Source organism: Candidatus Merdisoma sp. JLR.KK011 (assembly GCF_036941125.1).
Classification (GTDB): domain Bacteria; phylum Bacillota; class Clostridia; order Lachnospirales; family Lachnospiraceae; genus Laedolimicola.
In genome coordinates this window covers 1,070,702-1,087,765 of record NZ_JAYWSZ010000003.1, presented here as the reverse complement: position 1 = coordinate 1,087,765, position 17,064 = coordinate 1,070,702, and the positions used below count along the sequence as shown (strand labels likewise).

Here is a 17,064-nt window from a genome sequence, read left to right as displayed (position 1 = left end):
TGTTCTGCAAAACCGCCTTTGACGGGATTTACAGCTTACCTAAGATCATAAAGGAAATAATCAGGCCATAGAGAGCGATACCCTCTGCCATGGCTACGAAAATCATGGACTTACCAAATACACTCTGATCTTCGCTGATAGCGCCAAGCGCCGCGCTTGCGGAGGATGCCACGGCAATACCGGATCCGATACCGGAGATGCCCGTTGCCATTGCTGCCGCTAGATAGCCAAGACCCGTTGCCAGTCCGCCGTTTGCAGCTGCTTCCGCTGCATCTGCCGCATGTACGTTTCCGCCATAAGCCAGAATGGAGGCCAGGCACAAAGTACTGAAAAAGAAAAAGCAGTTGCATGCCAGGGATGCCTTATAACGCTTCCGGCTCTTCTCTCCTAAGAAATATGCTCCAACAGGGACTACAATGCTCAACAACAGTGCTGCTACCAAAGTTACCTTTACCAACATAGACATAATAATCTTCCTCCTAATTTTAGTTCCGCAATATCCAAATCCATACACTTTCCTGAGAAGAATTTCCAGCCGCAGAAGCATGCATCTGTAAATCCTTCTGTGCATGGATTTGGATATTGCTGTTTTTTAGCTCTGCAATATCATTCAGTTTGCTTTCTTCATTTCATAAGGCACAAATTCGCGCCCCGTTCCTTTATAGTAACGGCTGAACAGCTCGTAATACTGAAGTCTCAGCACCTGGATTCCTACAATCAGTCCCTCCATGGCGCAGACAAAGATGTTGCCAAGGATAATGACTATCCAGTTGCCGCTTCCGCCCTCGAAGCCTGCAAGCATCAGCACCACTTCCATCATGGCCGCATGGCTCACCGCAAAGGCGCCTACACGGACAAAGGACAGGGTGTTGGAGAAAAAGCTCAGCAGCACCTCAAACAATTCGAAGAAGGACTGTACCAGGTACATACCCACGCCTCCCTCTATGCCGCTCCCCTTCTTTTCAAGCCGGGCGGTTAAAGGCTCTTTGAAGAACATAGCCAGAAGGGGAATTCCAAATACAACTCCCAGTACAATGCCTGCCGGAAGAACCTGACCTGTCATCACCAGAATCAATACAACCGCCAGAGCTCCGTAGAAAATGAATCCGGCTACTCCGTTGGGATCAAACCATCCTTCCGCATCCTTGTTTTTCAAGCTGACACGGATGTGAAGCAGCATTGCCGTTAAAATCATAAACATACCGAATACCACTGCTACCACAAAGACCGTATTCATCTGGCCGATGATAGGAAGGGTCATCATAGCCTCCTTGGGGCTCAGCCAGATATGGTGAATCACCGTATCCTCAAAGCCAAAGAAGCTTCCGTACAAAAATCCGAACAGGACCGAAAAGATACCGGCGCAGGAGACAATGGCCGCCAGGCTCATGCCCTTTTTCTTATAGAGCAGGGCGCCTCCCAAAAGAAGCACCAGGCCCTGTCCCACATCGCCGAACATCGCTCCAAAGATAAAGGAGTAGGTCAGCGCCACAAAAATTGTGGGATCCATCTCATTGTAGGCTGGAAGCCCGTACATCTTAATATACATCTCAAAAGGCCGGAACAGCTTTGGGTTCCTTAATTTGGTGGGCGGCGTGCTGAATACATTATCATGATCGTCCTCCACCACTACAAAGATCCGCTCGTCATTCTCAATCTCCGCCTGGAAGGCATCTGCCTGATTCTCCGGCATCCAGCCGCAGAGAATGTAGAACACTTGATTCCGCTCCCGGGTGAGGGCCGCATACTTACGTATCTCAAAGACTTCTCTTCGCCTCTCTAAAAGGGAGCAGGCCGCCGCAAGCTGATCCCCGTGGTCTGCCACAACCCGGCTCATCTCGTGTTCCAGGGATACAAGCTCTTTTTCTATGGCTTCCAGCCCCTGCTGCAGCTTTTTCATGGCATCCTTCGGCGTTCCCATATACTCGTCCGGCATAAAGTAATGCTCAAAGTGCATGGAAGCGTATACCGCATCGATTTTGTCCGCAAAGGACGCCGGCACAAAATAAACGCCCCACACATAATTCTCGTCACACTGACATTTATAAAAAATGGTGTCCAGGGTATCGTAGACATACCGCTCAAATTTTTCAAAATGTTCTTTGGAAATGCGCCCGAAGCGGTATTTCACATAACGGAAGCCTAAAAGCTCGTGAATGTCGTAGGGAATCGTCTCAAAGGGCGTAATCATATCCACGGAATCCTGGCACTTTTTCTGCTTGGCCAGAAGCTCCGCTTTCTTTTCCTGAAGCTCCTCCAGATCCTCCTCTGCCTTCTTCAACAGCTCTATTGCCTCTTGAACGGTCATCTCCGGAAATGTCCGGCTGGTTTTCAAATCCTCCGGCAGGTATTCCTTTGCCCTCTTTAAGATCTCGTCGTAAGGATTCTTGTCTGTGTATGGTCTTAAATTGTGTACGGTCTTAAGCTCTGTCAGTGCATTTTCCAATTGTATCTCATACTTGGAAAGGTACTGCCCGGCTATCCGTTCGATATCATCCTTGGGGCCGGTGATGCTTAAGAAATTCATTTTAACAACCACTTCTATACCTCCTATTCCAGTCCCATAACATCCTTGTCAGCGCGCTTTGGCACTGCCTGGGATATTTCTGATTCCAGTCTGTATCTTGCTGTTTACCCTTTGATATACGCCAGGGTTTCCCGGGGCTCCAGGCCGTACCGGACGCCCTCCAATACGGTAGTCAGCTTGTCAATCTCCTCCTCCTTGTCATGGAGGTAGGCCGTCACAACGGCCAGCGAATAGGGATTCTTCCGCCGCTCTTCCCCGTAAATGCGGTTCAAAAGCTGCCGGGTCAGCTTTTCCAGTTCTCCGGCCTCAACTTCCTGAAAGTGCCTGCCGTAGTAGGTCCGGGCCAGAATCTCCTCCAGCTCCTTCTCGTTCGAAGCCGTAGCCATGGCTCGGATTTCCTCATCCCGAAGATGATAGGTCACAGGAATCACCAGGGCAAATACAGACGTGGTGGGAAGCTGGTAGTACTTTTTGGCCCGGCTGAGCCAAGTCAGGTTCAGCAGATCAATCTGGCTTCCGAAGGTCCGTGTCAGCATCTCCAGCTCTGTTCCGTGCAGGATTTTGTCTTTCTGTCTCCAAAGCTCCGAAAAATAACAAAGATCCAGGGCCATCTCATAATCAAACAGAGTGATTTCCCTTCCGTAATCCAGCTGCAGAAGTACCTTCTTATACCTCGTATCCCGTAAAGCCTCAAGAAGCTCCGGAATCGTCCCGGCCTGGGAAAGTTCCTCCATGTGGATATTCGACAGCTTCTGAAAAAAGCTTCTCAGTTCTCTGGATTCTCCGGTCCGATCCCCATGATTGAAAATACGCCGCAAGGCTCGTTTAATCACTGTAATTTCAAATTTTGCAAAATAAAACTCCAACAGCTTTTTCTGCTTCTTATCACAGAACCGGTACAGCTTGGAAAAATCGTAATAGAGTGTTCCCACCACCAGACGTTCCAACTCCCTCTGATGAAGCTTGGCCGCATCCTGTTCCTTTAGAACGGTACGGTATGAGGGAATCTGCTCCAGATAAATAATCGCTTGAGAGATATTTTCCATCTGCGCCAGATTCTGGAAATCCTTCTCCTTCAGGAGACGGCTCTTCATGGCACGGATCTTGGTGGCAAGAGCACCGTAGCTCATCACTCCGCTCATATTACTCTCCTATAATATAATGAAACAGCTCGTCTACCAGTTTTTCGTGATTCTGGTCATATTCCTTTTTCATGGATTCCAATGCCAGCTCAGTCTCCCGGCGCATCTTAAGAAGCTCTTCCTCAGCTTCTGCCTTCAGCTTCTCATTGATATCCTTCAGCTTTTCCTCTGTCCTGGCCTCCATTTCCTGATCAAAGTCCAGGGTTTTCTGCTCATATTCCTTGGCAATCCGTCTCTTTTCGTCAGCCGACTGCTTCTCCACATTCACGGCCGCCGCCTCGATCTCGGAAAGCCGGTTGAGCACAGTCACCATCTGTTCCATGCTGCTGCCTCCGTTCCGGTTTTCATTCCAGTTCTGCGTTCATATAGATCATTACTTACCTTTTTCATTCATTGATATACTATACTTTTTTTATAGGAAAATCTATAGTAAAAATGACAAAAAACGCAAAAAAATTTGGATATTTTTTTTAAAATTATTCCTATCCCCTAGTGACCAAGAGGGTACTCTCCGTATTCACTGAAGGTTTTCCCAGGCAAAAAATTCCCCGACCAAAAGCCGGGGAATCATTGCTTTGCACAATTAGTTAAATTTACGTTTTCTGGCTGCTTCAGATTTTTTCTTACGTCTTACGCTCGGCTTCTCGTAATGCTCTCTCTTACGAATTTCCTGCTGAATGCCTGCTTTGGCACAGTTTCTTTTAAAACGGCGTAAAGCGCTATCTAAAGTCTCATTCTCTTTTACGATTACATTCGACATAGTATCACACCTAACCTCCCTCCAGTTGTATATTGTGCATGAGACACAACTGTCTGGGTTCTTCTTACTGCACAAATAAGATTATAGGGGTTTGTGAAGGTTCTGTCAACACTTTTTCTTGTTTTCTTAGAAAAATATAACCATATTTTGTCATAATCTCATTTATCTCTTATTTTACCTGCTCAGCCACAACCTCAGCAGCCTTCTTGATAGCTGCATCCATACCATCCGGATTCTTGCCGCCGGCCTGGGCCATGCCCGGCCGTCCGCCGCCGCCGCCGCCCACAAGGCCTGCAACAGCTTTGATGAGATTGCCTGCATGAGCGCCTTTCTTCTGGGCGCCGTCCGTAGCCGTCGCCATCAGACTCACCTTGCCGTCCACGGCGGAAGCCAGAACCACAATTCCTTCTCCAAGCTTTTCTTTCAGCTGATCCCCAAGCTCCCGAAGGCCGTTCATATCCACATTCTCCAGCTTGGCTGCCAGAAGCTTCACGCCTCCGATCTCCTTCACCTGGTCCATAACATCCCCCAGGGCATCCTTGGCAAGCTTGCTCTTAAGGGCATCATTTTCGCTGCGAAGCTCCTTAATCTCTGCCTGGAGATGCTCAATCTTCTCCGTCAGATTGGCCGGTGTTGCCTTCGCCGCCCGGGCAGCCTCGGAAAGCTTCTGCTCAAGCTCCCGGTAATAGGCAAATACGCCGTCCCCGGTCAGCGCCTCAATCCGGCGCACGCCTGCCGCAATACCAGCTTCAGACACGATCTTGAAGGCCGTAATCACTCCTGTATTGGCTACATGGGTGCCTCCGCAGAGCTCCTTGGAAAAATCGCCCATGGATACTACACGCACATCCTCCTCATACTTTTCGCCAAAGAGCGCCATAGCGCCTGTTTTCTTTGCCTCCTCCAGATTCATAACTTCCGTCACAACCGGAAGAGACGCCTTTATCTCTTCATTTACCAGGGCTTCCACTTTTTCAAGCTCATCCGCCGTCATAGCCTCAAAATGGGAGAAATCGAAGCGCAGGCGATCCGGTGTAACCAGGGAGCCTTTCTGCTCCACATGGCTGCCAAGAACCGTCTTTAATGCCTTCTGAAGCAGATGGGTTGCGCTGTGGTTCTTACAGGTAGCTGTGCGTCCCTTGTCACATACCTCCAGAACAGCCGCATCAGAAACCTTCAGCATTCCCTTTGTCATACGGCCTACATGTCCCACCTTGCCTCCCAGCAGCTTAATGGTATCACGAACCTCAAACTCCCCGTCTGCCGTGCGGATAACTCCCGTGTCTCCCTGCTGTCCGCCCATGGTGGCATAAAAGGGCGTTTTCTCCACAAAGATTGTTCCGTTCTCTCCCTCGGTCAGAGCCTCCGCAAGCTCGCTTTCTGTAGCGAGAACCGTAATCTTTGATTCATAAGAAAGCTTGTCATAGCCCACAAATTCCGTGGTTACATTGGCGTCTATCTCGTCATAGACCGTGGCGTCTGCGCCCATATAGTTGGTAACGGCCCGGGCCTCCCTTGCCTTGACCCTCTGCTCCTCCATAGCGGCCTTAAAGCCCTCCTCGTCAATGGAAAAGCCCTTTTCCTCCAGAATCTCCCGGGTCAGATCCACCGGGAAGCCATAGGTATCGTAAAGCTTAAAGGTATTCTCGCCGGAAAGAACCTTCGTCCCCTCTTTCTGCATCTGAGCCTCCAGATCTGCCAGAATGCTTAAGCCCTGGTCGATGGTCTTATTGAACTTCTCCTCCTCCTGGGTCAGCACCTTAAAGATAAAGCTCTTTTTCTCCTCCAGCTCCGGATAACCGTCCTTAGAGCCCTCAATCACCGTCTCGCTTAAACGTGCCAGGAACTTTCCTTCAATCCCCAGAAGACGTCCGTGGCGGGCTGCCCGGCGTATGAGACGGCGGAGCACATAGCCCCTTCCTTCATTGGTAGGCATAATGCCGTCGGAGATCATAAAGGTGGCGGAACGGATATGGTCTGTGATGAGACGGATGGATACGTCCTTATTCTCATCCTTCTTGTACTCTGCATGGGCGAACCCGCATACCTTGTCCCGAAGGGCGCGAACCGTATCCACATCAAAGATGGAATCCACATCCTGGACTACGGAAGCCAGGCGCTCCAGGCCCATCCCGGTGTCAATGTTCTTCTGCTCCAGCTCTGTGTAGTGGTTGTTGCCGTCGTTGTCAAACTGGGTAAATACGTCGTTCCAGATCTCCATATACCGGTCGCAGTCGCAGCCTACGGTACAGTCCGGCCTGCCGCAGCCGTATCTTTCTCCCCGGTCATAATAAACCTCGGAACAGGGACCGCAGGGGCCTGCCCCATGCTCCCAGAAGTTGTCCTCCTTGCCAAAGCGGAAAATGCGCTCTGCCGGAATTCCGATTTCCTTATTCCAGATGTCAAAAGCCTCATCATCCTCCAGATAAACGGACGGATACAGGCGGTCGGGATCGAGCCCTACCGCCTCAGTCAGAAATTCCCAGGTCCAGTGAATGGCCTCCCTCTTAAAGTAATCTCCAAAAGAGAAATTCCCCAGCATCTCAAAGAAAGTGCCGTGGCGGGCAGTCTTGCCTACATTCTCAATGTCGCCGGTACGGATACACTTCTGGCAGGTAGTCACTCTTCTTCTTGGCGGAATCTCCGCCCCGGTAAAATACGGTTTCAGGGGAGCCATGCCGGAATTGATCAGCAGCAGGCTCTTGTCATTGTGCGGAATCAGCGAAAAGCTCTTCATGGCCAGATGGCCCTTACTCTCAAAAAACTCCAAAAACATCTTTCGAAGCTCGTTTACTCCATATGGTTTCATTTGTTCCCTCCTAAAGCCCTGTTATGAAAAATCCTTGGGCTGTGTAATCTTCTATAGATTATAAATAGAATTTGATCCCTTGTCAATCATTTAACAACATCCTATGCATTGTCTAAAGGAATTTTATTTATAATCATACACCTTCCCTTTTCCATTGACTTTCAGCTGGTTTCATATTACCATATTTTGAGTGAACGATTTACAAAAGGAGCATTTTCGCTATGACAAAGGATTTGACCCACGGCCCTATTACAAAAACCATGCTGCTGTTTGCGGTTCCCATGATTCTGGGAAATCTTCTGCAGCAGCTTTACAATGTGGCGGATACGCTGATTGTCGGACAGTTTCTGGGGCCCGACGCCCTTGCCGCCGTAGGCTCCTCCTATACCCTTATGACCTTTCTGACCTCAATTCTTTTGGGCCTTTGCATGGGCAGCGGCGCCGTCTTTTCCATCCGCTGCGGCGAGCAGAATCAGGAGGGCCTTAAAATCAGCATCGTCCATTCCTTTGTGATGATTGCAGCCCTGTCCGTAATATTAAATATACTTGTTTTTGTTTTTATTGATCCTGTTCTCCATTTTCTCAAAGTGCCTGACAGCATCTATGGGATGATGCGCTCCTATCTGTGGATTATTTTTTACGGGATTACAGCCACCTTCTTCTATAACTTTTTTGCCTCCCTCCTGCGCGCGGCAGGCAATTCCGTAACCCCTCTCCTGTTTCTGGGAATCTGCGCCCTCCTAAATATTGTTCTGGATCTGCTGTTCGTGATCCGCTTTCATTGGGGCGCGGCCGGAGCCGCCGCCGCTACGGTAATTGCCCAGTATGTATCCGGACTTGGGCTTTTTGCCTATACTTTTTTGTATTTCCCGGAATTTCGTTTTTCCCTGAAAGGCATTTCTTTGAAAAAAACGGTTTTTTCCGAGATCGCACGCTTTTCCTCCTTAACCTGCCTGCAGCAGTCCGTAATGAATCTTGGTATTCTTATGGTTCAGGGCCTGGTCAACAGCTTCGGGCCTGCGGTTATGGCAGCCTTCGCCGCTGCCGTGAAGATTGATTCCTTCGCCTATATGCCGGTACAGGATTTCGGAAACGCATTCTCCACCTTTACCGCCCAGAATTTCGGCGCCAAAAAACAAGACCGCATCCGGGCCGGAATGAAAAGCGCTGTCTTCTGCTCCGTGATTTTCTGCCTGCTGATCAGTCTGTGCGTCTTTCTCTTTGCGCAGCCTTTGATGCTCCTCTTCGTAAAGCCCTCAGAGACAACAATTCTCTCCATCGGCATCCAGTATCTGCGCATTGAAGGATCCTTTTACTTCGGTATCGGCTGCCTGTTTCTGCTCTATGGCTTCTACCGGGCTGTGGAACGCCCCGGCATGTCTGTAGTGTTGACCGTCATTTCCCTTGGAACCCGGGTGCTGCTGGCTTATATCCTCTCCGCCATTCCGGCTGTGGGCGTGGCAGGCATCTGGTGGTCCGTACCCATCGGATGGATACTGGCAGACCTGGCCGGCTTCGGCTACCTGTTTTTTATGAGGAAACGCCAAAGATAGCTTCCGCTTCCGGATAACGCTCCAAAAACCTCTGATTCGCCTCCTCCATACGCCTGCAGTACTCCTCATAAGAAGGACTGAGCCGCCTCATAGCCGGAAGAAACACCTCCGTATATCCGCTTGCCTCCTGAAACTGCCTCATACACGCCATCCATTTTCCGGCAGCAGACTCCCGGTACTCCTCCGACTGCCTGTAAGCCAGATACCACGCAATCGTCTCCCCATTCTCCGCAAGAAAATCTTCCGGTTCCTCAACAGATCTCTTAACCGCATCAAACATCTTTTCAACCTGCTCCGCCCCCATCTCCCCAATCACATCCTCCATCACATCCTCCACATCTTCCGGCACCTCAAAAGCCGGCATATTGTCCAGAAACTCCAGCACCGTCTCATAAGCCTCCCTCTGCTCCTCTGTCCTCACCGGCTCATCCAGAAAACTCAAAAAATGCACACACACAACCCTCCCATAATATCCCGGGAAAGCGTCAATCAGCCTCTCTCCCACCGCCTCCTCCACTTCAAGAGCCCGAAGCTCCTCCTCGATCTCCGAAAAATCCCTTCCCTCACACAGCTCCCGAAACAGCACATCCTTCCTCCCATTCCTCCGGCTCTCTATCTCCCTATATAGAGCTGCCTTCCGAAAAGCCTCCCCCGAACCATCCCTCAAAATCTCCCCAATCTCCTCCATTCCAATCCCAAACTTACGCAAAACCCCAATCCTTCTCAAAATCTCCACATCCTCCTCCTTATAATCCCGATACCCATTCCCCAGCAAAGCCGGAACCACCAGCCCCTTCTGCGTATAATACTCCACAGCCTTCTTCGTCAACCCCGTGCGCCTGCACACCTCACTCCTAAACATATCCTCCACCTCCATATATTTTCTACATTCCTCATACATTCCACCCCTTCATACCCCATCATACCCCATCCCCCAAGGGCACAGTCAAGACCATATTATATCCCCACTCCTCCTTACAAAAACCAGGGAACAGCCGCCAAATAAGTCCTCTCGCTTTTCCAATATCCTGTGTCCGGCTGTTTGCGCACACGCTGTCTGCTCTGAACGGACATTGACCCCCATCCCAATCAACTTTCACCCATAAAAAGGGGGCAATGTCCGTTCAGAGCAGACAGCGTGTACGCGAACCGTCCGAACACAGATATGGAAAAGCGAGAGGACTTATTTGGCGGCTGTTCCCGTCCCTCCCCCCACACAAAAAAAGAAGAGCCATACCCTTCCGAATACAACTCTTCCCTCATCCATGCTAAAAACCCTAAAACCCTTAATCATTAATAATCCGCGCCGCACTCACCGGACTTCGATAATACATATTCGAAATAATAATCCCCGTCCGCGAATTGCTGGCATGAACCACCTGCCCATTGCCAATACACATAGCCACATGATTAATACTCCGCCCGTTGCCATAGAAAATCAAATCACCGGGCTTCGCCTCACTCACGCTAATCTTCGTACCGCACCCAGCCTGCGCCCTGGAAGAATGGGGCAGAGAAACGCCGAAATTCCGATACACAGACATCGTAAACCCAGAGCAGTCCGCACCCTTTGTGAGGCTCGTGCCGCCCCACACATAACGGTTGCCCACATACTGCTTCGCAAACTCACAAATAGCAATCCGCACATCCGTAACGCCTTCTCCATAAAGCGCTTCGGTAATCGTCAAAGCCGTCTTAAGCTCACTGGTCACATTCACATACTCTGCGGCCACATATCCCTCCTCGCCGTCAATGTCAACCTTAATCCAGTCGCCCTGCTCCTCAATCACGGCAAGCTCCTCGCCTCTTGGAACCATAGTCCAGAAATCCGCCTCTGTAGTAGGCTCCATCCGGACATAAAGAGCGTCCGTATCCACCTTAGCTACCGTCTGTCCAAGCTGAAAAGCCAGATTCACGGCCTCGTCGCCTGTATAGAGATATTCCGCCTTCACATAGCCTTCTACCTCGCCGGAAAGGATATGCGCCCATTCCCCTTCCGTTCCAAGAATCTCACAAGCCGAATCCTTCCGGAGCTTGCCCACAAGCTTACTCTCCGTATCGGCCTCAGAGCGGATGTTCAAATTGTCTTCTACATTTGCAATTCCGATATTCACATACCCTTCCAAAGGAGTGCCTGTCCATACGACTTCAGCCGTTGCCTTCGTCTCTTCCTCTGTATTCGTAGTCTGATCAAAATTTGTCGCAATTCCTTCGCTTAAGCTTTCTCCCAGACCTGCAGCTTCTCCGCGGATACTGGTTGCTGCCATCAGCACTGCTCCCAATATCACTCCTGCCGCTTTTCCTCGTCTATACATAGTGTCCTCCATTCCAGTTCCGTAACATTCTTCTGCTGCACGCTCTTGAGATCGATTTCCGGTTACAAAAGACATGCGCCCGTAAATCTACAGAAAATAATTTTATATCTCATCACATTTATTACAAATTTGTTAAATTTCTATTACATAATATCGGAAATATTGAAATTTGTCAAGACCGTTTTTAACAGAATTATTTCCTCTTTCCAGCCCTTCGAACAAGGCGCTTCAATTCATCCCTGTCCCAAAGCTCCACTCCAATCTCATTCCCAAGCTCCATAGCCGAGGGAAAGAAATAGCTGTTGGTGAGAACCACCGGTATCTCGCAGCCGTAAAATTCTGCTCCCGCATAGGCCTCCTGGACAGCCTTGTTAGAAATCTTAGAAGTATAATGCTTACACTGTACCGCATAAGATACTCCGTCCTTCTGGGCCAGAATATCAACTCCCTGGTCGCCGCTTCCCCGGGTCACTTCCACATGGACAAAACCGTTTCTGGCCAGAAGCTCGGCCGCATATTCTTCAAATTCCCACCCGTCCATCCAGTCAAAATCCGCCCTGCAAAACCGGCGGTACTCTCCTGTTTTCCGAATCATCCATCCCAAAATGCGGAACAGAAGCTTAAAAGGCCAGAAGAAAACGCGAAGCAGAAACAATAAGGGCGCTGCTATCAAATAGTAAAAAAGCTTCAAAAACATAGATGTTCCTCTCCTTTGCAGCCTAAAAGAAGCTGCTGTAAACCAGCAGCCCCTTCCTATGCGTTCCAAAATCCCGTCAAAACGATTTCAGACTTTACTCATCCAATATGGCAAATGCAATATTCGTAGCATGGTCGGCCACACGCTCCAATCCGGAACAGATATCCGAGAAAATCATACCGGCCGCCGGCGTACATTCGTTTTTCGTCAGACGATCCACATGGGACTGCTGAAGCTGCTTCTCCAGAACATCCACCTGGTTCTCGATCTGGCTGATCTCCTCCACATGCTCCCGGTTGTTATGGGAGAAGGTATCCAGAGAATACTGTAAAATCTTATTTACCAGCTCCATCATCTCGCCCAGCTCATGCTGCGCCTCCTTGCTGAAGCTTACGTTTTTCTCGATACGCTGCTTAGCGGAATCGGCCACATTTTCCGCATGGTCGCCGATACGCTCGATGTCATTTACCACATGAAAGAGGCCGCCGATGCTCTTGGCGTCGTCCACCGGCAGCGTGGACTGGTTGATTTTCACCAGGTAATCGGTAATGGCATGGTTGAGAAAGTTGATATTTTCCTCCACATGGTAAACCTCCTCAATGTCCTCCTCGTCCAGAGTAATCAAGGCGTTCATCGCACGGTTCAGATTGTTATAGGCAAGCTGTCCCATACGCTCCAGCTCCTTGGTCACCTCTACCACTGCCGTAGCCGGGGAAAATACATTCTTGGCCCCGATATACACAAGCTCGAAATCCTTTTCGTCGTCGCTCTCGTTTCCCGGCACCAGAAGATACGTCAGCTTTACAATCACGCCGGCCGCAGGGAACAGCACAATCACCTGGAAAATCTTGAAAATCGTGTGGGCATTTGCCACCGCACGTCCGATATTGCCGCCAGAAATCTGCATAAAGAAGCCTTCCATCCATTTGGAAGCAAAAGCAAGAACAACTACCATCAATATCGTTCCAAATACATTGAACAGGAAATGAATCAGCGATGCCCTCTTTGCATCTTTCTTTCCGCTTAAGCCTGCCAGAAGGGCCGAGGTACAGGCGCCGATATTACAGCCCAGGATAATGTAAAAGCAGATCCCAAGCTCCAAAAGCCCCTGCTGTGCCATCAAAAGCACGATGCTGACCGTCACAGACGAGCTTTGTACCACAGCCGTCACAATAAATCCCATTAAAACGGCCAGAATGGGATTGGACAGGGAACCAAGGGCATCTACAATCAAAGGAGAATCATGAAGGGAAGACATACTGCCGGACATTCCGCTGAGACCCATAAAGAGCACGCCGAAGCCTAACACCACCTCGCCGATCTTTTTCACCATGGGCTTTTTACAAAACATCACCATGATCACGCCGGCCATCAGGAATACCGGGGCAACCTCGGAAAGGTTAAAGGCTACCAGCTGTGAGGTAATGGTAGTACCGATGTTTGCTCCCATGATTACGCCGGCCGCCTGGTATAAAGTCATCAGACCTGAGTTTACAAAGCTGACTACCATAACCGTAGTGGCGCTTGAGGATTGAATCACTGCGCAGAATACGATGCCAACCAGCATTCCGACAAAACGGTTTTTGGTAAAAAACTCCAATATTCCGCGAAGCTTTGCTCCCGCTGCTTTTTCCAGGCCGTCGCTCATCAGCTTCATTCCATAAAGAAACAGGCCTAAGCCCCCAATCAGTCCCAGAATGATTGAATAATCCATGGCTTTCTCCTTTGTATCCCTCGTTTTTTTTATGTAAATGATAATTTCATAATTTCTTCATATATACTTTAATATAAATTCATAAATACTGCAAGTAGATTCTGTAGAAAGGGAAAAATCACAAAAAAATCTCCCTGTATTTTTTACAAGGAGACTTTTCACAGTTTTCTTCAACCTTTATCTATCAGTTCCATAATTCCTTATAAAAGGTAAACAAAGTATGACACGAACCATGATCCGTGTCTATATCTGCTGCTTACAAAAAGGAAAAAAATTCCCGGCCCCAGGCCACGTCGGATTCAATCTGCGCCTTTAAGGCTTCCAGGCCGGAGAACCTGCGCTCCGGGCGCTCATAGCCGTAGAATTGTACCTGAATGATTTCACCGTAAAGGTTCCGATCCAGATCAAAAAGGTAGGTTTCCACCCCTTTTCGTGTTTCTCCCCCTACGGTAGGCTTGTAGCCAATATTGGTGATACCCTCAAAAACCTCCCCTGCAATCAAAGTCCGCGTGGCGTACACGCCGTTTGGAGGCAGAAGCTTCTGCTCCTTAGGCAGTACATTGGTGGTGGGCATCCCTAAGGTTCTGCCAATCTGCCTGCCGTGAAGAACCTCCCCTGTTACGGAATAGGCGTAGCCAAGAAGCTGATTCACCTGCTCCATATGCCCCTGCTTTAGCTCATCACGGATATAGGTGCTGCTGATTTCCCTCCCCTTCCAGCAGGCTTTCTCCACCACCTCCACCTGGAAGCCGCAGGATGAGCTCATCTGTTGCAAAAGGCGGTAGTCCCCCCGTCTCTGATAGCCAAAACGGAAATCCGTCCCCACAGCCAGATACTTTGCATGAAGGCGCTCCTTCAAAATCTTCGTCACAAAATCCTCCGGCTCCATATGGGCAAGGGCCGGAACAAAGGGGCATTCCACCAGATAATCCAGCTGCCGGCGGCGAAGCAGTTCCCTGCGCTCTTCGGGCAGCGTAAGCGCAGGCCGCTCTCCGAAATCAAAGGTGAAAATCAGGGAGGCAAGCCCTTCCTGCTTCTTATCTAAAATGCGATCTATCAAAAGACGGTGCCCCTGGTGGAGACCGTCGAATTTGCCAAGGGAGACGGCTGTTCCTTCTTCCGTCTGAAATTCTGTCGTGTGTTTGATTATCTCCATAGCTTGTACCCTGGCGCTGCCGGAAAGTAAGGCAGCGTCCTGTCCTTTTTAGAGTTATCATCCAGCCCGTTTTATTTTTGCGGACAAATTCATAAAAACATCTTCACAGGCCGGAAAACCTCCTGTTCATAGCGGTAGATCCCCACAAAGCTGCCTTTCGAATCATAAACCCGGACTTGTGCTTCACCTTCTGCTCCTGCTGCACCAATGGCGTCCGACGCCACGTCTCGAAGAAAAAAGGCATTGCCGTTGTAAACCAGACGATCCCCTGTTTCCTTCATCTGCACCTTGGGATACTGCCCGAACATGCGATCCACCGGAATCAGGCAGTCTCCTATGCGGCCCTCCGCCATCTTTTCCTCGATCTGTGAAAGCCGCAGGCTGTCCCTGATAACAAAGCGCTCTACCCTTGTACGCAGCAGGCTCTTCATACAGCCGCCGCAGCCCAGCTTCTGCCCAATATCATGGCACAGCGTCCGGATATAAGTTCCGCTTGAGCATGTCACCGCAAAGGAAACCTCCGGAAGCTCCATCCGGGAAATGGATATCTCACGCAGGAATACGGTTCTCGCCTTCCGCTCTACCACCTTCCCCTCTCTTGCCAGCTCATAAAGCTTCTTTCCCTTTATCTTCAAAGCGGAATACATGGGGGGCACCTGATCATAGCTCCCCTGGAAGCTTTCGACGGCCTCCCTTACCGCCTCCGGGCTTACCTTTACTTCTTTCGTCCTTAGGATTTTTCCGGAAATGTCCTGGGTATCCGTCTCTTGTCCCAGAAGAAGGACAGCTTCATATGTTTTCTCCTTTTCCGTAAGAAGTCCGCAAAGCTTTGTGGCATTTCCTACACATACAGGAAGAACTCCCTCCGCATCGGGATCGAGAGTTCCTGTATGACCGATTTTTTTCTGTTTTAAAATTCCCCTAAGCTTTGCCACCACGTCGTGGGAGGTAAAGCCGGCCTCTTTATATATATTCAGAATTCCGTTCACTACGGCTCCTTCCTGTCGGACTGTTCCTCCTGCAAAAGCTGTTTTTCGATATGTAGCGTCAAATTATTGACCACATCATGGAGGGTTCCGTGCATGGTACAGCCGGCCGCCTTCACATGACCGCCGCCGCCGAAGTAAGAGCAGACCTCGCTGACATCCACCGGTCCGTTGGAACGCAGACTGACCTTGTACTCCTGGTTTCCTGTCTCATGGAGAAAAATTGCCACCTCCACATCCTTGGTTACCCGAAGCTGGTTCACAATACCCTCCAGATCCTTCGGCCCTACGCCGTAAAACTCCATATCCTTCTGGCGGATTCTTCCCATAATGATCTTTCCGTTCAGAAGCAGGATGCTCTCCATCAGCGTGCGGCCCAGTACCTGATTCTGTATATAGGTTTTCTGATAAAAGGTCTCGTCTATAATCCGGGAAAACGCAATCCCTTTTGCCATGAGCTTTCCGGCAATCTCCATGGTTTCCTGGGTGGTATTAGAGTACTGGAAGATTCCCGTATCGTGGATAATGCCCATATAGAGGGCCTCCGCCGTTTCTTTGGAAATCTTATCCTCCTCCATACTCTTGAACACCAGTTCCGAGGTGGAGCTGGCATCCGGCTCAATCCAGTCCTCATCTGCAAATCCCTGGTTAGTAATATGATGATCGATGCAGACTCTTCTGCCTGCTGTCTCAAAATACTTTGCAGCCGCTCCCATGCGTTCCTTATCACTTACGTCCAGGGCCAGGAAGAGATCGTACCTCTCATCCTTGGCGCATTCTGTCTGTATTTCCTCAGACCTATACAGCATTGCAAAGGAGGGATTCACCGTTTCCAGATAGACTGCCGCCTTCACCGCCGGAAAATGCTCCCGGATATAATTGTACACGGCCAGACAGGAACCGGTACAGTCCCCGTCTGGTCTTACATGGCCCGCAATTGCAACACTTTTTACCTGTCTAAGCTCATTCTCCAGTTTGATCATATTCATCATCCTCATCTTCTTTCCGGTTTACATCGTCAATAAATTTGGACATATTTACACCATATTCAATGGACTGATCCAGGATAAAGCGGATCTCTGGTGTGTTGCGCAGATTGATGGATTTGGCCAGAGCCCTGCGGATATAGCCCTCTGCGCTTTTTAAGCCTGCCAGGGTATCCTGCTGTGCCTTTTCATCCCCCAGAACGCTGATATAAGCCTTGGCGCTCTTCAAGTCAGGAGCCACCTCTACCTCTACCACCGTGGTCATGGGATGGATCCGGGGATCCTTGATCTCTCCCCGGATGATATTGCTCAGCTCTCTTCTGACCTCTCCGTTAATCCTTGTATTTTTGATACTGTTCTTTCTCATTCTTATCTCCATAGGCCAAAGCTTATCCTCGGCCTCAAAGCCAGGCGGCTTT

15 protein-coding genes are annotated in these 17,064 nt (G+C 49.7%); 1 reads left to right on the top strand and 14 read right to left on the bottom strand.

Going from position 1 to position 17,064, the window contains the following annotated elements; genetic code table 11:
- Positions 1-28 precede the first annotated feature (28 nt).
- The 6 genes from VV089_RS06085 to alaS form a co-directional block, all read right to left on the bottom strand.
- A complete protein-coding gene (locus VV089_RS06085; protein ID WP_172544207.1) occupies positions 29-466 on the bottom strand; it encodes an ATP synthase subunit C in 438 nt (145 codons plus the stop codon).
- A gap of 144 nt (positions 467-610) precedes the next feature.
- On the bottom strand, positions 611-2,539 hold the full coding sequence (locus tag VV089_RS06080; protein ID WP_172544208.1) for a V-type ATP synthase subunit I: 1,929 nt from the start codon (positions 2,537-2,539) through the stop codon (positions 611-613).
- A gap of 92 nt (positions 2,540-2,631) precedes the next feature.
- Positions 2,632-3,669: a V0D/AC39 family V-type ATPase subunit gene (locus tag VV089_RS06075; RefSeq protein ID WP_172544209.1), complete on the bottom strand. Its 1,038-nt coding sequence runs from the start codon at positions 3,667-3,669 to the stop codon at positions 2,632-2,634.
- 1 nt (position 3,670) lies between these two features.
- A complete protein-coding gene (locus tag VV089_RS06070) occupies positions 3,671-3,991 on the bottom strand; it encodes a hypothetical protein (protein ID WP_172544210.1) in 321 nt (106 codons plus the stop codon).
- A 261-nt stretch (positions 3,992-4,252) separates the two neighbouring features.
- A complete protein-coding gene (gene rpsU, locus VV089_RS06065; protein WP_006864570.1) occupies positions 4,253-4,429 on the bottom strand; it encodes a 30S ribosomal protein S21 in 177 nt (58 codons plus the stop codon).
- A gap of 169 nt (positions 4,430-4,598) precedes the next feature.
- Positions 4,599-7,238: an alanine--tRNA ligase gene (gene alaS, locus VV089_RS06060; protein WP_334335282.1), complete on the bottom strand. Its 2,640-nt coding sequence runs from the start codon at positions 7,236-7,238 to the stop codon at positions 4,599-4,601.
- A gap of 221 nt (positions 7,239-7,459) precedes the next feature.
- On the opposite strand from alaS, the gene VV089_RS06055 reads away from it, so the two are divergent.
- Positions 7,460-8,791 (top strand): MATE family efflux transporter, encoded by a 1,332-nt coding sequence (locus VV089_RS06055; RefSeq protein ID WP_334335281.1) that lies wholly within the window; start codon positions 7,460-7,462, stop codon positions 8,789-8,791.
- Here the strand turns inward: VV089_RS06055 and VV089_RS06050 are convergent.
- From VV089_RS06050 to rbfA, 8 genes are all read right to left on the bottom strand, one after another.
- A complete protein-coding gene (locus VV089_RS06050) occupies positions 8,769-9,653 on the bottom strand; it encodes a MerR family transcriptional regulator (RefSeq protein ID WP_334335280.1) in 885 nt (294 codons plus the stop codon). The two genes, VV089_RS06055 and VV089_RS06050, sit on opposite strands and share 23 nt — an antisense overlap.
- Positions 9,654-10,077: 424 nt before the next feature.
- Positions 10,078-11,106, bottom strand: coding sequence for a C40 family peptidase (locus tag VV089_RS06045; RefSeq protein WP_334335279.1), 1,029 nt, complete (start codon positions 11,104-11,106; stop codon positions 10,078-10,080).
- A 193-nt stretch (positions 11,107-11,299) separates the two neighbouring features.
- Positions 11,300-11,803, bottom strand: coding sequence for a restriction endonuclease (locus VV089_RS06040; RefSeq protein ID WP_172542390.1), 504 nt, complete (start codon positions 11,801-11,803; stop codon positions 11,300-11,302).
- Between the two features lie 94 nt (positions 11,804-11,897).
- Positions 11,898-13,517, bottom strand: coding sequence for a Na/Pi cotransporter family protein (locus VV089_RS06035; protein ID WP_172542388.1), 1,620 nt, complete (start codon positions 13,515-13,517; stop codon positions 11,898-11,900).
- A gap of 256 nt (positions 13,518-13,773) precedes the next feature.
- Entirely contained in the window at positions 13,774-14,673 is a 900-nt protein-coding gene (locus VV089_RS06030; protein ID WP_334335278.1) for a bifunctional riboflavin kinase/FAD synthetase, read from the bottom strand.
- A gap of 89 nt (positions 14,674-14,762) precedes the next feature.
- Positions 14,763-15,662: a tRNA pseudouridine(55) synthase TruB gene (gene truB, locus VV089_RS06025; RefSeq protein ID WP_334335277.1), complete on the bottom strand. Its 900-nt coding sequence runs from the start codon at positions 15,660-15,662 to the stop codon at positions 14,763-14,765.
- Positions 15,662-16,642 carry a DHH family phosphoesterase gene (locus VV089_RS06020; protein ID WP_172542382.1) on the bottom strand — a complete coding sequence of 327 codons (981 nt, stop codon included), beginning with the start codon at positions 16,640-16,642 and terminating at the stop codon, positions 15,662-15,664. Before VV089_RS06020 ends, truB begins: the two co-directional genes overlap by 1 nt.
- Positions 16,623-17,012, bottom strand: coding sequence for a 30S ribosome-binding factor RbfA (gene rbfA, locus VV089_RS06015; RefSeq protein ID WP_172542380.1), 390 nt, complete (start codon positions 17,010-17,012; stop codon positions 16,623-16,625). The genes VV089_RS06020 and rbfA overlap by 20 nt, the downstream gene beginning before the upstream one ends.
- Between the last annotated feature and the right edge of the window lie 52 nt (positions 17,013-17,064).